The organism is Comamonas sp. CMM02, from assembly GCF_014851485.1.
GTDB classification, from domain to species: domain Bacteria; phylum Pseudomonadota; class Gammaproteobacteria; order Burkholderiales; family Burkholderiaceae_C; genus Comamonas; species Comamonas avium.
Map to the genome: position 1 here is coordinate 111425 of NZ_JACUZW010000005.1, position 16781 is coordinate 128205.

A 16781-nucleotide genomic window follows, 5' to 3' on the forward strand; every position below is an offset into this window, starting at 1 on the left:
GGTACCCACAAACCACTTAGAGACATTGACTTACATCAAGACCGACCAAGCCACACGATTTATGCTTTAAAACGTCAGTAATGAAAACTTGGAGATAAAAAATGTACGAACGCATTCTGGTTGCTACCGATGGCTCCTCACTGTCCGACAAGGCTGTCAGCCATGCCATGGAGCTTGCAAAGTTGAGCGGAGCCTCTGTCGTTGCCTTAAAGGTCATACCACGCTATCCCCGCAGCTATTTGGAGGGCGGTGCAACGATTGACTTGTCAGAAATCAAGCGCATCGAAGCGCAATGGGCAGACCAAGCACAGTCCGTACTGAACAAGATCAAAGCGGACGGAAAAGCAATGGGTGTTACCGTCAAGACCAGCGTTGCAAAATCTGATCTGATTGCAGAGTCAATCATTGCCGCGGCTGATAAACAAAACGTTGACCTGATTGTGATGGCATCACATGGGCGCAAAGGCATCAAGCGTCTGCTGCTAGGCAGCGAAACACAGCACGTACTGACACACTCTCAAGTGCCCGTCTTGGTCTTACGCTAAATAAGCCAATTTGCAAAAAGGTCCTTTGGACCTTTTTTATTTACGCATGCAAATTTATAAAAGCTAAAAGCCCAAGCACTAAATCAAAAAAACTCAGTCACATTGCTGCCGAACCCTGCTTCAAAATTTTTGAAGAATATGTGAGTAAGATACGTTAAAAAACTATCGCAACGCCATCACGGGCATCAACAATAAAAATAGAGAATTCAAAATATAATTCGCAGAATCTCTATTACAAAAATTACACGAAATTAATACCATTCTTGTGAAAATAAATTCAACCACAACGACATTTATTTTTCACACAAGCAAAAAAATACATCCGATGCTCAAAAATTCGCTGAGCGCTTTTGAATAAATGCCGTCACGCCTTCGCAGTGTTCTGCCGACGCAGCGTAAGCATAAGGAGCAGGTACAGCTTCATTAAGGGACAGACTTCGCATAGCCTGTTTATTCAAACGCGCCGCTTGTGGTGACAAACTTGCAATGCGCCTTGCCACGCCTTCCACCCGTTCGTGCAATCGAAGCGCCGGTAAAGGCTGTGCGCACCATCCCGTCGCGGCCATGTCTTGGGCAGAGAACACTGCCGCCTCCAGTAGCATGCGTTTTGCAGTATGCGCTCCCACAGCAGAAGCGACCAAATGCAGCTCTTTGGGTGCCATAGGAAAACCCAGCTTAGCAATCGGGGCACCAAAGCTAGCATTTTCTGAAACCCATCGCACATCGCAGCAACTGGCAATTTCAACGCCTGCCCCCATACAAACCCCAGCAATGCTTGCCACAATCGGCACATCACAGGACAGCATGGCATTCAAGCCCCCCCATACGTCTTCTTCATGAAATGCAGCCAGACTATCAGGGTCAAATCGAAATGCGGGATATTCCGCAATATCACCTCCCGCGCAAAAATTTCCTCCATGGCTTTGAACGACGATGCAGCGTGCCATGTGGTTTTTCTGAATATCCTCGAATATAGCTTTCAATTGACGCCACATTTTGCGCGTCATAGCATTTAATTTTTCAGGATTGACTATTTCAACACTGAATATCCCCGCATCCTCACCCTGAATCTGTGACCATGGCTCAATAGTGATTTCTCCACTCATGCGCCAGCCTCTTCAGAGTTTTTATAAAAAAGATTCGTCAGCCCCATACTTTTCAGACGCTGAGCCCATTGCATCGTGTCTTGTTTTACCAGCGCAGTAAAAGCGTCACCATACACCCCCCCCCACCGGATGCCCATCGCCTCGAAATTGGAAGACATCACCGCGTCGCTGCCCATACGCTCAAAAACATCCACCATAGTGGCAGCTTGCGCATCAGATAATTGCTGCGGTGCAAATAATCCATACCATGTCACTCTCTCAAGGGAATGAACACCGAGCTCTTGCGCACATGGCACATCTGGCAAAACATTGGCACGCTGAGTTCCCGTGATCATCAGTGGTTTTAGGCGACCGCTGCGAATATGTGGCAAACAGGAAACGAGGCCATCAATCATCATATCCACGGAGCCCACAAGCAAATCCTGCAGGGCCGGGCCTGCCCCACGGAAATGGACGAACTCAAAATGCAAGGATTCTTGATGTTTCAAGATTTCGGAAGAAATATGGCTAGACGAGCCAATGCCAGCAGTCGCCATACGATAGCGTGCGGGCTTACGACTTAAATCTGAAAGCAGCTCCATGGCTGTGCGCGAGCGCATGCGTGCTGGATTAACCAAAATTACTTGCTGAACGGCCGCCACCATGGCCAGTGGCCGCAAGTCATCAATAAAATCAAACTCATCTTTGCTGGTCAGTGCACGTGCCACGGCCAAATAGCTGCCACCAAGCAATAAATTTTGTCCGTTTGCCGCAGCTTTTGACGCAAAGTTTGCACCTTGCACCCCTCCAGCACCACTTTGATATATCAAACGCAGCGGCTGCTGCGTCTTGCGCTCAAATGACTGCGCCAACTGCTTTGCCAAAATAGCACTGGGCCCGCCAGCAGGAAAAGGAACAATCAAATTAACTGGTTTGTTTGGCCATGCATTTAAGGAGGGCCTTGCGCCATTGACGCTTTGTGCCCAAACGGGCGGCATGGCCGCCAGTGTGGCCAAGCATTGCAAATAAGCACGCCGATCTAACACGCAGGGCTCACTTTCTTTCTATTATTTTGACCAGAACCTCGCCTTTACACCGCTGAACGTCGTTGTGCCCATATCCACATCATTGCACCACCCACAATCATCGGAATGCACAGCCACTGACCCATGCTCATACCCATAGACAGGATACCCAGGTATGCATCAGGCTCCCGGAAGTACTCTGCGATAAAGCGGAAGCTCCCGTAGCCGATCAAGAATGCAGCAGCAACCTGACCTGGCCTATGCTCCTTTCGCGCGTATATCCATAGCAGCAAGAAGAGTAAAACGCCTTCCAGTAAAAACTGATAAATCTGCGAAGGATGGCGCGGCAGCATTGAGCCGCTTTGTGGAAAGACCATCCCCCAGGGCAAATCAGGGTTCGAGAAACGCCCCCACAGCTCACCGTTGATAAAGTTACCAATACGCCCTGCAGCCAAACCTGTGGGCACACACGGCGCGACAAAGTCCACAACCGACAGCCACGAGCGTTTGCGCGAATAGGCAAACCAGCACATAGCCCCGATCACGCCCAACAAGCCACCGTGAAAGCTCATTCCACCTTCCCACACTGCGAACACCTCTAAAGGATGACTCAGGTAGTAAGCAGGCTTGTAAAACAGGCAATAGCCTAAGCGCCCCCCCACAATCACGCCGATTACGCCTTGAAACAGCAAGTCTTCTACATCCCTGCGCGTCCACGCAGCATTGCCTTGCAAACGATTGAAAGGAGGATGCTTTAACCTGCATATGCCCAGCCACATGAACAAGCCAAAGGCGGCCAAATATGTCAAGCCATACCAATGGATGGCAATCGGCCCCAACTGCAGGGCTACGGGATCAATCTGTGGGTACATCAGCATGCTATGCATTGTGCCGCAGCCGGTAACACCGCGATGACACATGCGTGCCATAAAGAACCAATCGCGAATGATTCTGCGTTTCGCATGCATGCAATGCGGCAGGCTAGGGTTTATAAATCTGCAATTTGGAGTAAACCAAACACCCCACCATACTTGTGGCTTCAGCTACCCATAAGAAAACAGAACTATGCAAGGTCATCCTGAAGTCATCACCTGCCTGAACGAATTGTTGCGCGGCGAGTTGGCGGCCCGCGATCAGTACTTCATCCATTCCCGCCAATATGAAGATCAAGGCTTTATGCGCTTGTATCAGCGCATCGATCATGAAATGGCAGAGGAAACCTCTCATGCGGACATGATCTTGCGCCGTATCCTATTTTTAGGCGGCAAGCCTGATATGCGCCCACACCCATTTACGGCGGGCAATACCGTCGAAGAAATGCTGCAAAAAGACTTGGCTGTGGAGTACCAGGTGCGTGACAATCTGCGCAATGCCATGGTGCTATGCGAAAAACACCATGATTTCCAATCGCGAGATTTGTTGCTGGCGCAGCTTAAAGATACCGAAGAAGACCACACCTACTGGCTAGAAAAGCAACTTGGGCTTATTCGCATGATGGGTCTAGCCAACTACCTGCAATCTCAAATAGGCTCCATCGCCTAATCAGTGCACACAGTAAAAATCAGTGGCAAGTTTTTACTGTGTGCAAGTCGCCTGCGCAGCACCACCGGGGCTGCGCATCAATGTCAAGTCGGCATGCATGTTTAGCGATCCGGCTGCAAGCAGCCGTGACCAACGCATTTCACACGCGACTCAGAGATCACGCTCTCATCATCAAAAGCACAACGGAGGCTTGCAGTGTGTTTTTGCAGGAATGCATCGCCATAGTTCACTGGGATTGCATGCAGCATGAGCCCGCAGAATGCCTCGCCGAACTGCATCGCAGGAGAAAAAATTCCGTACTGTGCAGGGTGAAAAGTTGCAAGGCATCCATAGCCCATTCGGGGGGTGAGCAGCTATCCCAAGCCACATACCAACAATGAACCTGCTGTGGAAAAGCAAAAAGCCCCAGCATTGCTGCTAGGGCTTTTTTATGGGGCGATCAATGGGGCTCGAACCCACGACAACCGGAATCACAATCCGGGGCTCTACCAACTGAGCTATGACCGCCGTAACTTGTGCATCTAGCCCGCTTTAAAAAGCGACCTGGACACTTAAACTGGGGTGGCTGATGGGGCTCGAACCCACGACAACAGGAATCACAATCCTGGACTCTACCAACTGAGCTACAGCCACCGGAAGAGATTATTATTATAGCTGGTTTATTTACCCCTTATGGGAACCAGCTATGATTTTTTCACTCAGGGGCGCGGAACCTTGAACTGAACCTTGAATTTCTTCTTGAGCAATTCATAGTAAGCAGCGCCCTCTGCAGTACTTATCAATTGTACATACTGCAGCGAGGCTTGGCGGGCTGAATCAGCACTTCTGTCCGTGGAGGGCAGAATTTTATTCACTTTCACGATGGCATACCCTGCATCACCCAGACCAACACCTTCCCAAGCAGGCAAAGCATCGGTTTTAGCTTGCAACGCTGCATCCAGCACCTGACGCGGCATGCCCAATGGATTGTCACGCGCAACTACGACGGCTGGCAGCAGCCCTTGCGCCTTGGCTGGATCAGCGCGCCACTCTTTGAGCTTGGCTTCACCAGCTTCACGCGCCAGTACGACGGCCTGCTGGTCCACATACAAAGTTTTCACGCGCTCTGTCACTTCATCAAATGACAGCTGCTTCGTGGGTTGATAGCTGACTACACGGCCAGCGACCATTTGGTTGGCACCCAGGTCAATTGCGTCGGTATTGCGCTTGTTGTCAATACTGTCTGCGGAGAACAAAGCATCCAGGAAAGCCTGACTGGCCAGAGGCCCTTGGGCATCAGGACGCGGCTCACGCGTAACGCCATCCACAGTTTGCAACTTCAGGCCCAGCTTCTCTACCGCAGGCTGCAGACTTTCCGCTTGCTCATACACCGTATTAGCAAACACCTCGGCAACTTCGGCAAATTTACGTTGCGCCTGCTGATCCTTGAGATCATTTGCAATCTTTTCGCGTACCGATGCAAAACTTGGAACAGGAGGCTGCTTCACATCTGTCAGTTCAATGATGTGGAATCCAAACTCCGACTCCACAACCGCGCTGATGGCGCCCTTTTCCATAGAAAAGGCTGCCTGCTCAAACTCAGGAACCATGGCACCACGTGCAAAGAATCCCAAATCGCCACCCTGCGCTGCAGAGCCCGTGTCCTGGGACTCGGTTTTTGCAACTTCGGCAAAACTGGCAGGGTTGGCCTTGACCTTGTCGTAGATGGCTTGCGCTTTGGCTTTGGCTGCCTCACGCTCAGCCGCAGGCATGCTCTTAGGAGCGTTTACCAAAATATGACTGGCTCGACGCTCTTCTTGGCCACCCGCCAAACGGGCTGCATTTTCTTTGTAGTAGGTCTGCAGATCAGATTCATTGAGCTCGATGCCGTCACGCACCGTCTTCAAATCCAAGACCACGTACTCCACCTTCGCTTGCTCTGACTGCTGAAACTTCGCCAGATGCGCCTGGTAATAAGCCTTCAGATCCTCATCGCTCACCTTGACCTGGCCCACGAAATCCTTGGCCATGAATTGTGCGACTTGAATTTCGCGACGCTGCAAAAAAGCGTCCATCGCAGCATTCACCACCACGGGGGTTGCCAATGCAGTATTCATCACATTGCCAACGACCTGCCCCAAGGACATATCACGGCGCAGCGAAGCCTCGTAACCTTCTGGCGTCATGCCCTGAGCAGCCAGCAAAGCACGGTATCCATCCGCATCCAAACTGCCATCAGCTTTGCGCAAACTGGCAATCGCAGGAATGCCCTGCAGTGTGCGCGCCAGCGCTGCATCACTGGTCACCAGGTGCATCTTCTGTGCAGCGATCTGGAATACCCGGTCACGCACCATCCGCTCCAAGCTGGCATAGCGCGCTTCTGGCGAGTCCAATAGCTTGGAATCCATTCCTGGGTTTTCTGCACGCAGCCGGTCACTCTCGTAGCGATGCGTGTTGTCCCAGTCATTTTGGGTAATGTCTTGCCCATCAACACGCGCAACTGTCGGGCTGGAGCCCGAGAAGTAACTCTGGTCGATACCGACAAAAATGAACGAGGGAATGATCAGCAAGAACAGCAAGATCATGACGAACTTGGAGTGCTTGCGGATTGATTCGAGCATAGTCAATCTTTCTGAGGATACATAAAAAAAGGCGAACCCACGCTCGCCTTTTTAATGGAATAGCGCAGACGCAAACGTTTTGCAGCACGCAAACCAAATAAGGAAACTCAAAGATTCTACCTGCTCAACCCTTCCATGCATTCAGCAGTTGCATCAACTCTGCGTAGCAGCGATCACAGACTGCAAATAGACAACAAAAAAGCACCTCGGCTTATGCCAAAGGTGCTTTTGGGGATTGAAGTGGTGGGTGCTAACGGGGTCGAACCGCTGACCTACGCCTTGTAAGGGCGCCGCTCTACCAACTGAGCTAAGCACCCACTGCAATCTAAAAAAACAGAACATCCGATTGCCAGAATGTTCACACAGCGAATGGTGGGTGCTAACGGGGTCGAACCGCTGACCTACGCCTTGTAAGGGCGCCGCTCTACCAACTGAGCTAAGCACCCGCTGTGAAATAAAAAAAGCATCTAGATCACTCTATATGCTTTTTACAGTGGGAAGTGGTGGGTGCTAACGGGGTCGAACCGCTGACCTACGCCTTGTAAGGGCGCCGCTCTACCAACTGAGCTAAGCACCCCACTGTTAAAACCTTGATCAGTTCAAAGCGTCTTTCAGTGCCTTACCTGGACGGAATTTAGGCACCTTAGCTGCTTTGATCTTGATGGCATCACCGGTACGTGGATTACGGCCAGTGCGTGCAGCACGCTTGCCAACTGCAAAAGTACCAAAACCTACCAAAGAAACTGTACCGCCCTTTTTGAGGGTTTTCTTCACTGCATCAATCGTCGACTCCAGCGCGCGAGCTGCAGCAGCTTTGGAGATGTCGGCGTTATTAGCAATGTGCTCAATCAGTTCAGTCTTATTCACAAGATGCCTCTCGAGAAATGGTTGTTGGAGCGCCTTTGTGACAGAGTTGGAAACTCAACACCGCATGGTGCTTGTCAGCGTTAGGCGAGATTCTAGTCAGGTTTGCCAGGCATTTTGACGAAAAAGCGATTTTTTTACCGCTTTTGCGCGAAGTGACTTTCCGCATTGACAAATGCATCTACCGCTTCATCTGCGGCAAGCGTTCACTTTTTACACGGCCCTGCAGATAGAGGCAACAAAAAAGCGCCAAAGGTGTGTCCTTGGCGCTCTTGCGTTGTGCGATGCGAGCTAGTGCTTGACGCGGCTGCGAATCTCTGGAATTGCTTTTTGCAAGTAATACACCATGGACCAAACGGTCAGCACAGCGGCAATCCAAATCAGGATTTGCCCCCACAAGCGGGTATCCACTACGCCAAACAATACGCCGTCATACAACATGAAGGGAATTGCCACCATTTGCACCGTCGTCTTGAGCTTGCCCAGCATGTGCACAGCCACACTCTTGCTGGCGCCAATCTGTGCCATCCATTCACGCAAAGCAGAGATTGCGATTTCGCGGCCAATGATGATCAACGCCACAAATACATCGGCACGCTGCAAATGCACCAGCACCAGCAACGAAGCGCACACCAGAAACTTGTCTGCCACAGGATCCAGAAAGGCTCCAAACGAGGAAGTCTGGTTCAAGCGCCGCGCTAAAAAGCCATCCAGCCAGTCTGTCGCCGCAAAGACGATGAACATCAACGCCGCAATCAGGTTGCGGGTTTCGGGCGGGAATGGCGCGTAGAACACCCCGACGATCAAGGGGATCGCGACAATGCGCGTCCAGGTCATCAAGGTGGGAATGGTGAAGAACATGGGCGCGATTGTGTCACGCCTGACGCACTTTGAACGCAAGCGTGCACTTGGTAAAACTGCGTAGGTAGCCAAGCATCAGTGCAATGCGCGGTAAATATCATCGGCCAAACTGGCAGAAATACCGTCTACCGTCATCAGATCTTCAATGCTGGCGTTGGTCACACCACGCACCCCGCCAAATCGCTGCAACAAGCGGGCGCGACGCTTGGGGCCGACACCTGCAATGTCCTCCAGAGTGCTTTGCCCTGTACGCACCTTGGCGCGCTGTGCACGCATGCCCGTAATGGCAAACCGGTGTGCCTCGTCACGAATCTGGGCAATCAGCATCAAGGCTGCCGAGTCGTGCCCCAAATAGACTTTCGGTCGGCCATCGGCAAACACCAGCTCTTCCAGGCCGACTTTGCGGCCTTCACCTTTTTCGACACCCGCAATCCGGGACAAGTCCAGCCCCAGCTGGGTAAATACTTCGCGCGCCATGCTGACCTGCCCCTTACCTCCGTCCACCAAGACCAGATCAGGCAAACGGGGTGCACCGCGCTCAGGCTCTGCACCGCCGGCGGCCTGCAAGGCTTCTGCCACAGGCTGGTAACGCCGCGTCAGCACCTGGCGCATGGCGGCATAGTCATCTCCTGGGGTAATGCCTGTGATGTTGAAGCGGCGATATTCGCTGTTTTGCATCTTGTGGTGGTGAAACACCACGCACGAAGCCTGTGTGCTCTCACCTGCCGTGTGCGAAATGTCAAAGCACTCGATCGTGAGTTCATCCAGGCGTTCCTGCGGCAAATCCAGTGCCTCGGCCAGTGCGCGCGTACGCGCCTGCTGCGAGCCCTCTTCGGCCAGCAAACGTGCCAGCTGAATGGCGGCATTTTGCTCTGCCATCTCCAGCCAGATGCGACGCTGCTCACGGGGTTGCTGCACCGCCGTGATCTTGTAGCCAGCCTGGGCTGACAGCGCCTGAATCAACAGCACATCGACTGACTCACTCATGACCAGCACAGGCGGGATGGGCACATCAATGTAGTGCTGCGCCAAGAAGGCCTCCAGCACACGTACCTCTACCGATTGCTGCAGCACCTCGTCCTCCAGCTGGTAAACACCCATGGCATCGTCCAGTTGAGAAGGAAAGTACGCGCGGTCACCCAGATGCCGGCCACCGCGCACCATGGCCAGATTCACGCAAGCGCGTCCACCTTGCACCTTGACGGCCAGGATGTCGACATCTTTATCGCTGGTGGTTTCAATCGCCTGCTGGTGCAGCACTGTGGACAGGGCTGACATTTGATTGCGGATTTCTGCCGCTTTTTCATACTCCTGCTTTTGCGCATGCGCCATCATGCGGGCCTCCATTTGCTGCAGCAACTCCTGCGTTTCACCGCGCAGCATGGCCTCGGCGTTGCGCACATCGGTGGCGTAGTCCTGTGGGCTGATGTGATTGACACAAGGGGCAGAGCAGCGCTTGATTTGATAGAGCAAGCAAGGACGAGAACGGTTGGCAAACACCGTGTCTTCACAGGTGCGCAGCCTGAATACTTTTTGCAGCAGTTGAATGCTTTCCTTGACTGCCCATGCACTGGGGTAAGGACCAAAGTAACGGTGCTTCTTGTCGGTACTGCCGCGGTAATACGCTATGCGCGGAAAGCGCTGGCCCGGGGGGGCGCTTGCATCGCCATCGCGCACCGACACACCGGTCAACTTGAGATAGGGATAACTTTTGTCATCCCGAAACAGAATGTTGTACTTGGGGTGCTGGGTTTTGATGAGGTTGTTTTCCAGCAGCAGCGCCTCAGCCTCTGAGCGCACTACCGTGGTCTGCAGACTGGCAATTTTGCTGACCATGTGCCCAATGCGCGTGCCGCCATGGTCTTTCTGAAAATAGCTGCTGACGCGACGCTTGAGATTGCGCGCCTTGCCCACGTACAGCAGCTGGTCGGCCGCATCGAAATAGCGATACACGCCAGGCAGCGACGGCAAAGCCGCAACCTGGGCCAATATTTCAGGAGAATGCTCAGCAAAAGACATGCACGCATTGTGGCGTCTTGTGCAAAGCCCGCACAAAAACGCTTTGTGCTATTTCAAATAAATAGCTGCCTGCGCCAGCGGTCTTTGTTATGCACACAAATGCCGCGTCTGCAGCAATCACGCACAGCCTCGTGCACTGACCCGCCTGCGCTACCATCGCCCGCCCGCACTATTGCGGATCTTTTTGACACAGCCATGCCCACTGCAACACCCCGCTTCATGCCCGCCCAGCGCTGGGATATTTTTTGTCAGGTGATCGACAACTATGGAGATATTGGTGTGTGCTGGCGTCTTGCGGCAGAGCTGGGCGCACGTGGCGCCTACGTCAGGCTGCGCACTGACGATGCATCGGCTCTGGCATGGATGGCGCCACAGGGTGCACAGAATGTCTGCATCCTGCCTTATGACGCAGCAACCGACGCCGACACGCACGCTGATGTCGTCATTGAAGCATTTGGCTGTGAAGCGCCTGCACCTTATCTGCATGCTTTGGCACAGCGCCATGCGCAATGCCAGGCAGTGGGAGCACGCCTGCCTGTGCTGGTGAATTTGGAGTATCTGTCTGCCGAAGACTATGTAGAGCGCTGTCACCGCCTGCCCTCGCTGATCATGTCCGGGCCCGCTGCAGGCATGACCCGCTGGTTCTTCTATCCGGGGTTTACCGCCCGCACAGGCGGTTTGATACGCGAGCAACAGCTGCACACCCGACAGGCCAACTTTGACCGCATCACATGGCGCGCACAGCATGACGTGCGCAGTGATGACCATGCCATTTCACTGTTTTGCTACGAACCACCCGCGCTGCCCGCGCTGCTGCAGCAACTGGCCACCCCCAGCCCCGGGTTCGCGCCACGTTTGCTGGTCACGCCGGGGCGTGCTGCGGCTGCCGTCAAGGCTCTGGACAGTGCCCAGCGCCTGCATCCCGTCTATTTACCCGTACGCACGCAAGTGGCTTTTGACGAGATGCTGTGGGCCTGTGATTTGAATCTGGTGCGCGGGGAAGATTCACTGGTCCGGGCACTGTGGGCGGGCCAGCCCTTTGTCTGGCATATCTACCCGCAAGATGACAACGCCCACCATGCCAAGCTCGATGCTTTTTTGGACTGGCTGCAGGCTCCTGCCAGTTTGCGCAGCTTTCACCATGCCTGGAACGGCCTGACAGATGCTGCCACACTGCCCACAATCACCCCTGCATTACTGCAGGAATGGCGTGCCTGCGCCCTGCAAGCACGAGAAAAATTACTGACACAAAACGACTTGATCGCACAGCTACAACAGTTTGTGGCAGAAAAAAGCTAAAATCTCGGTTTTGCCCTCCTGATCGGCTGCCACCCACGTGTGCAGCTACGGCGTTTTGGACGGCTCCCGCCGCGGAACATGCGGCAGGCTTTTACGCTTTCAAAAGCGACATGCTTGCCTGCTGTGTTGAGCGGCTTCAACCCAACCAGCTAAGCAAGCTATGAAAATCGCACAAGAAATCCGTGCCGGCAACGTGATCATGCACGGCAAGGACCCCATGATCGTTCTGAAGACCGAATACGCTCGTGGCGGCCGCGGTGCAGCCACTGTGCGCATGAAGCTCAAGTCCCTGATCGGCAACTTCGGCACAGAAAACGTGTTCAAGGCCGATGACAAGATCGACAACGTGATCCTGGAAAAGAAGGACTGCACTTACTCCTACTTCGCGGACCCCATGTACGTGTGGATGGACTCCGAGTTCAACCAGTACGAAGTGGAAGCCGCCAACATGGGCGACGCCATCAACTACCTGGAAGACGGCATGGAAGCTGAAGTCGTGTTCTATGACGGCAAGGCCATCTCCTGCGAGCTGCCCACCACTGTGGTGCGCGAAATCACCTGGACTGAGCCAGCCGTCAAGGGCGACACTTCCGGCAAGGTGCTCAAGCCTGCCAAGATTGCTACCGGCTTTGAAGTGGCTGTGCCTTTGTTCGTGGCCCAGGAAGACAAGATCGAAATCGACACCCGCACTGGCGAATACCGCAAGCGCGTGTAATGGCCGTGCAGCGCCTGCCGCTGCCCACCATTGAAAAAAGGCTTCCTGCGGGAAGCCTTTTTTATTGCCTGATATAAAAAAATAAGAGCGCATAACGCTTACCAGTGCTATCTTTTAGATACAAAACATATTGAAATCGTTATCTAATAAGCGATAGCAGCTCTCTTTTTATCTACACCATTCTCCACCCGCCCCTGGCACGCTTCCTGCAGTTAACCCACCCGATTGATGCGGTTGCACCAATCCGGAAACAGGTAAACCCCAATATCTGTTTGGGTTGCATCTTTTTAGAATCGCGCCACTTTGCAATAGGCACAGGTTCTTCTTCAGGAGCTAGGCGGTTATGGCGACAACGACCATTGGCATCAAGGTAGACGAGTTGATGCGGGACAGACTCAAGGCTGCAGCCCTGCAATTGGGCTGCACGCCGCATTGGTTGCACAAGCAAGCGCTGCAAAGTTACCTGGAAGCGATTGAACAAGGTAAACCACTGCCTGAGCTGCAGTACCTGGGCAGCACCAGCCAGGGCGATGCTGCAGAACCCGAGCAAATGCCTGACGGCGGTCAAGCCTATGCACCGTTTTACGCACTGGCCCAAGATGTGCAAGCACAAAGCGTGCTGCGCGCGGCCATTACTGCCGCCTACCGCCGCCCTGAAACCGAGTGCCTGCCCTTGCTGATGGCACCTGCCACCAGCACCCACCCCGCGGACGTGCACGCACTGGCTGCTCGCCTGGTACAGGCCTTGCGCGAAAAACGTCACAAAAAGACGTCGGGCGTCGAAGCGCTGGTGCAGGAGTACTCGCTCTCCAGCCAGGAAGGCGTGGCCCTGATGTGTCTGGCTGAAGCCTTGCTGCGCATTCCAGACCGTGCCACACGCGATGCACTGATTCGCGACAAGGTCAGCAAGGGCGACTGGAAGTCGCACACCGACTCCCCTTCCCTCTTCGTCAACGCGGCCACCTGGGGCTTGATGATTACCGGCAAGCTGGTCAGCGTGCACAGCGAGCAAAAGCTGGGCTCTGCGCTCAGTCGCCTGATTGCCAAAGGGGGTGAGCCCCTGATTCGCCAGGGTGTCAACACCGCCATGCGCATGATGGGCGAGCAGTTTGTCACCGGGCAGACCATTGCCGCCGCACTGGCCAACAGCCGCAAGCTGGAAGAAAAAGGTTTTCGCTACTCCTACGACATGCTGGGCGAGGCCGCGACCACCGAAGAAGATGCCGCACGCTACCTGCAGTCGTACGAGCAGGCCATTCATGCCATTGGCCAGGCTTCACAAGGCCGTGGCATTTACGAAGGCCCGGGCATCTCCATCAAGCTGTCGGCCCTGCACCCCCGCTACAGCCGTTCCCAGCGTGATCGTGTGATGCAAGAGCTGTTTCCGCGTCTGCTCAAGCTGGCTGAACTGGCACGCCACTACGACATTGGCCTGAACATTGACGCTGAAGAAGCAGACCGTCTGGAAATCTCTTTCGATCTGCTGGAGCAGCTGTGCTTTGCCCCATCACTGGCAGGCTGGAACGGTATTGGCTTTGTGGTGCAGGCCTACCAGCGCCGTGCGTATGCCGTGCTGGACTGGATCATTGATCTGGCCCGCCGAAGCAAGCACCGCCTGATGGTGCGTCTGGTCAAAGGCGCGTACTGGGACAGCGAAATCAAGCGTGCCCAGGTGGACGGGCTGGAAGACTACCCCGTGTTCACGCGCAAGCTGCACACCGATGTGTCGTATCTGGCCTGCGCCCGCAAGCTGCTGGGTGCACCGGAGGCCATCTTTGCGCAGTTCGCCACGCACAACGCCCACACACTGGCCAGCATTTACCACATGGCTGGCAACAACTACTACCGGGGTCAGTACGAGTTTCAATGCCTGCACGGCATGGGCGAAGGCCTGTACGAAGAGGTGGTGGGCGATACAGCCAACGGCAAGCTGGCACGCCCCTGCCGCATTTATGCACCCGTAGGCACGCACGAGACCTTGCTGGCCTACCTGGTGCGCCGCTTGCTGGAGAACGGTGCCAACAGCTCTTTTGTTCACCAAATTGGGGATGAAACCGTGGCCATCGAGCAATTGGTGGCAGACCCCGTGGCCGCAGCCCAGGCGCTGACCCCGCTGGGCCGCCCGCATGATCGCATTCCTGCCCCTGCTGATTTGTATGCCGCGCAGGCGCGCAGCAACTCAGCGGGCGTCGATCTGAGCAACGAGCAGCGCCTGGCCTCTTTGTCGGCCGCGCTGCTGGGCAGCGTGGCACCGCTGACAGCCCAGCCCGCCAACGCTGCGCACCTGAGCGCACAAGCCATTCACAACCCATCCAATGCCAGCGATGTACTGGGCGAGGTGCGCATGGCAGGCCATGCAGAAGTGGCGCTGGCCATGGCACAGGCCCAGCACGCGGCCCCCATCTGGCAAGCCACGCCGGTCAATGCCCGCGCGCAAGCCCTGCAACGCGCTGCCGATAGCATGCAGGCGCAACTGCAGCCGTTGATGGGTTTGCTGTGCCGCGAAGCGGGCAAGACCTTGCCCAATGCGATTTCTGAAGTGCGCGAGGCCATTGACTTTCTGCGCTATTACGCGCAGCAGGCCGAGCAGCACCTGAACAACGACAGCCACCGCCCCTTGGGCGTGGTGGTGTGCATCAGCCCCTGGAATTTTCCGCTGGCCATCTTTGCCGGCCAAGTGGCTGCTGCGCTGGCAGCCGGCAATGTGGTGATTGCCAAACCGGCAGAGCAGACCAATTTGATCGCTGCCCAAGCTGTGGCCATGCTGCACCAGGCAGGCATTCCAGAGCATGCGCTGCAACTGCTGCCCGGGGACGGCGAGACCGTTGGCCAGGCCCTGGTGGCCCATCCGGCTACAGAAGCCGTGGTGTTTACGGGCTCGCACCCTGTGGCGCAGCACATTCACCGCACACTCTCTGAGCGCCTGGGCAGCCACGGCAAGCCGGTGCCACTGATTGCAGAAACCGGCGGCATCAACGCCATGGTGGTGGACTCGTCCGCACTGTCCGAGCAAGTGGTGGGCGATGTGCTGATGTCCGCCTATGACTCTGCGGGCCAGCGCTGCTCAGCACTGCGCCTGCTGTGCCTGCAAGATGACAGTGCCGGCCACGTGCTGCACATGCTGCGCGGCGCCATGCAAGAGCTGCGCGTTGGCAACCCCGACCAGCTGGCCACCGATGTAGGCCCCGTGATTGACGCGCAGGCCAAGGCAGATATCGAAGCCTATGTCGACACCATGCGCAGTCAGGGCCACCGGGTGACGCGCCTGGAGCTGCCCGCAGAATGCCGCCACGGCCACTTTGTCGCACCCACGCTGATTGAAGTGAGCCGTGTACAGGACCTGAGCCGCGAAGTGTTTGGCCCCGTGCTGCACGTGCTGCGCTATGCCCGCAAGGACCTGGATGCCCTCCTGGAGGAAATCAACCGCCTGGGCTTTGGCTTAACGTTCGGTGTGCACACGCGCCTTGATGAAACCGTGGCCCACGTCTCTGGCCGTATCCACGCTGGCAATATTTACGTCAACCGCAACGTTGTGGGTGCCGTCGTGGGCGTACAGCCGTTTGGCGGTGAAGGGCTGTCTGGCACCGGCCCCAAAGCCGGTGGCCCGCTGTATCTGTTCCGACTGCTGGCGCAAGCGCCCGAGCTGTCGCAGCTGCCCATCAGCACTGCGCGCGGCACGCAAGCTTTGGCCATTGCCGCTGACCAGCACGTCATGCTGGATGGCCCCACTGGCGAGATCAATCAATACCTGCTGCTTGCACGCGGCCTTATCTGGTGCATGCCCACCACCGTTGAAGGGCTGCACGCGCAGTGGCAGGCATGTCACGCCACCGGCAACGCCCTGTTGCTGCAAGACAGCGACAGCCTGCGGGCACTGGTCATGCAATGGCAGCAGCAAACACCTGCTGCACAAAACGCTGCATTGCAATGGGCCACCGAGGCCGAGATTGCACAGCTGCCATTGCAGGCCGCGCTGGCGGAAATCGACACCGATGCCCTGCTTCCCCTGCAGCAGCAGTTCAGCGCACGCCCCGGCCCCCTGCTGCTGGTTCAGGGCCTGACCACAGAAGACATTCGCAGTGGCGAGCGCTACCGCCATGAGCGTTTGCTGCGAGAGGTCAGCATCAGCACCAATACCACCGCAGCCGGTGGTAACGCCAGCCTGATGATGGTGGGTTAGCCCCATTCCTTTTGCCACTACAGCTTTCTAAAGTCCCTTTTTCCCT

Annotated in this window: 12 protein-coding genes and 5 tRNA genes; 5 read left to right on the top strand and 12 right to left on the bottom strand. The window is 55.3% G+C overall.

Annotation, left to right across the window (positions count from 1 at the left end; all coding sequences use genetic code 11):
• The first annotated feature begins 101 nt into the window (after positions 1-101).
• Entirely contained in the window at positions 102-545 is a 444-nt protein-coding gene (locus tag IB213_RS15810) for a universal stress protein (RefSeq protein WP_191721371.1), read from the top strand.
• A gap of 329 nt (positions 546-874) precedes the next feature.
• Here IB213_RS15810 and IB213_RS15815 read toward each other — a convergent pair whose 3' ends face one another.
• The 3 genes from IB213_RS15815 to lgt all read right to left on the bottom strand — a co-directional run bounded on the left by IB213_RS15815 (position 875) and on the right by lgt (position 3533).
• Complete coding sequence (locus tag IB213_RS15815; RefSeq protein ID WP_192407761.1) at positions 875-1651, bottom strand: enoyl-CoA hydratase/isomerase family protein; 777 nt, start codon at positions 1649-1651, stop codon at positions 875-877.
• Positions 1648-2628: a tripartite tricarboxylate transporter substrate binding protein gene (locus IB213_RS15820; protein ID WP_192407763.1), complete on the bottom strand. Its 981-nt coding sequence runs from the start codon at positions 2626-2628 to the stop codon at positions 1648-1650. The genes IB213_RS15815 and IB213_RS15820 overlap by 4 nt, the downstream gene beginning before the upstream one ends.
• Before the next feature lie 92 nt (positions 2629-2720).
• Positions 2721-3533 (bottom strand): prolipoprotein diacylglyceryl transferase, encoded by an 813-nt coding sequence (gene lgt / locus IB213_RS15825; RefSeq protein WP_192407765.1) that lies wholly within the window; start codon positions 3531-3533, stop codon positions 2721-2723.
• 187 nt (positions 3534-3720) lie between these two features.
• Here lgt and bfr point away from each other — a divergent pair, with 187 nt between their 5' ends.
• Positions 3721-4197, top strand: coding sequence for a bacterioferritin (gene bfr, locus IB213_RS15830; RefSeq protein WP_192407767.1), 477 nt, complete (start codon positions 3721-3723; stop codon positions 4195-4197).
• Between the two features lie 431 nt (positions 4198-4628).
• Here bfr and IB213_RS15835 read toward each other — a convergent pair.
• From IB213_RS15835 to uvrC, 9 genes are all read right to left on the bottom strand, one after another.
• Positions 4629-4704 (bottom strand) — tRNA-His (locus tag IB213_RS15835).
• 50 nt (positions 4705-4754) lie between these two features.
• Positions 4755-4830: transfer RNA gene (locus IB213_RS15840), tRNA-His, on the bottom strand.
• 65 nt (positions 4831-4895) lie between these two features.
• The gene (locus IB213_RS15845) at positions 4896-6797 is read right to left on the bottom strand and encodes a SurA N-terminal domain-containing protein (RefSeq protein WP_192407770.1); all 1902 of its coding nucleotides are present in this window, start codon (positions 6795-6797) and stop codon (positions 4896-4898) included.
• A 241-nt stretch (positions 6798-7038) separates the two neighbouring features.
• Positions 7039-7114: transfer RNA gene (locus IB213_RS15850), tRNA-Val, on the bottom strand.
• 53 nt (positions 7115-7167) lie between these two features.
• A tRNA-Val gene (locus tag IB213_RS15855) sits at positions 7168-7243 on the bottom strand.
• 55 nt (positions 7244-7298) lie between these two features.
• Positions 7299-7374, bottom strand: a tRNA-Val gene (locus IB213_RS15860).
• Between the two features lie 17 nt (positions 7375-7391).
• Positions 7392-7664 carry an HU family DNA-binding protein gene (locus tag IB213_RS15865; protein ID WP_182327378.1) on the bottom strand — a complete coding sequence of 91 codons (273 nt, stop codon included), beginning with the start codon at positions 7662-7664 and terminating at the stop codon, positions 7392-7394.
• A gap of 288 nt (positions 7665-7952) precedes the next feature.
• On the bottom strand, positions 7953-8522 hold the full coding sequence (gene pgsA / locus IB213_RS15870) for a CDP-diacylglycerol--glycerol-3-phosphate 3-phosphatidyltransferase (protein WP_191721365.1): 570 nt from the start codon (positions 8520-8522) through the stop codon (positions 7953-7955).
• Positions 8523-8597: 75 nt separating this feature from the next.
• Positions 8598-10541 (bottom strand): excinuclease ABC subunit UvrC, encoded by a 1944-nt coding sequence (uvrC, locus tag IB213_RS15875; RefSeq protein ID WP_192407772.1) that lies wholly within the window; start codon positions 10539-10541, stop codon positions 8598-8600.
• 195 nt (positions 10542-10736) lie between these two features.
• Here uvrC and earP point away from each other — a divergent pair, with 195 nt between their 5' ends.
• The 3 genes from earP (at position 10737) to putA (ending at position 16735) form a co-directional block, all read left to right on the top strand.
• Positions 10737-11840: an elongation factor P maturation arginine rhamnosyltransferase EarP gene (gene earP / locus IB213_RS15880; RefSeq protein ID WP_192407774.1), complete on the top strand. Its 1104-nt coding sequence runs from the start codon at positions 10737-10739 to the stop codon at positions 11838-11840.
• 160 nt (positions 11841-12000) lie between these two features.
• The gene (efp, locus tag IB213_RS15885; RefSeq protein ID WP_191721362.1) at positions 12001-12555 is read left to right on the top strand and encodes an elongation factor P; all 555 of its coding nucleotides are present in this window, start codon (positions 12001-12003) and stop codon (positions 12553-12555) included.
• A 343-nt stretch (positions 12556-12898) separates the two neighbouring features.
• Positions 12899-16735 (top strand): trifunctional transcriptional regulator/proline dehydrogenase/L-glutamate gamma-semialdehyde dehydrogenase, encoded by a 3837-nt coding sequence (gene putA / locus IB213_RS15890; protein ID WP_192407776.1) that lies wholly within the window; start codon positions 12899-12901, stop codon positions 16733-16735.
• The last annotated feature ends 46 nt before the right edge of the window (positions 16736-16781 follow it).

What these genes read in the sequence shown, in the direction of transcription:
- earP (WP_192407774.1), top strand. Translation starts at nt 10,737, where the DNA reads ATGCCCACTGCAACACCCCGCTTCATGCCCGCCCAGCGCTGGGATATT.
- putA (WP_192407776.1), top strand. Translation starts at nt 12,899, where the DNA reads ATGGCGACAACGACCATTGGCATCAAGGTAGACGAGTTGATGCGGGAC.
- IB213_RS15815 (WP_192407761.1), bottom strand. Translation starts at nt 1,651, where the DNA reads ATGAGTGGAGAAATCACTATTGAGCCATGGTCACAGATTCAGGGTGAG.
- pgsA (WP_191721365.1), bottom strand. Translation starts at nt 8,522, where the DNA reads ATGTTCTTCACCATTCCCACCTTGATGACCTGGACGCGCATTGTCGCG.
- lgt (WP_192407765.1), bottom strand. Translation starts at nt 3,533, where the DNA reads ATGCTGATGTACCCACAGATTGATCCCGTAGCCCTGCAGTTGGGGCCG.
- IB213_RS15845 (WP_192407770.1), bottom strand. Translation starts at nt 6,797, where the DNA reads ATGCTCGAATCAATCCGCAAGCACTCCAAGTTCGTCATGATCTTGCTG.
- bfr (WP_192407767.1), top strand. Translation starts at nt 3,721, where the DNA reads ATGCAAGGTCATCCTGAAGTCATCACCTGCCTGAACGAATTGTTGCGC.
- uvrC (WP_192407772.1), bottom strand. Translation starts at nt 10,541, where the DNA reads ATGTCTTTTGCTGAGCATTCTCCTGAAATATTGGCCCAGGTTGCGGCT.
- IB213_RS15810 (WP_191721371.1), top strand. Translation starts at nt 102, where the DNA reads ATGTACGAACGCATTCTGGTTGCTACCGATGGCTCCTCACTGTCCGAC.
- IB213_RS15820 (WP_192407763.1), bottom strand. Translation starts at nt 2,628, where the DNA reads ATGCCGCCCGTTTGGGCACAAAGCGTCAATGGCGCAAGGCCCTCCTTA.
- efp (WP_191721362.1), top strand. Translation starts at nt 12,001, where the DNA reads ATGAAAATCGCACAAGAAATCCGTGCCGGCAACGTGATCATGCACGGC.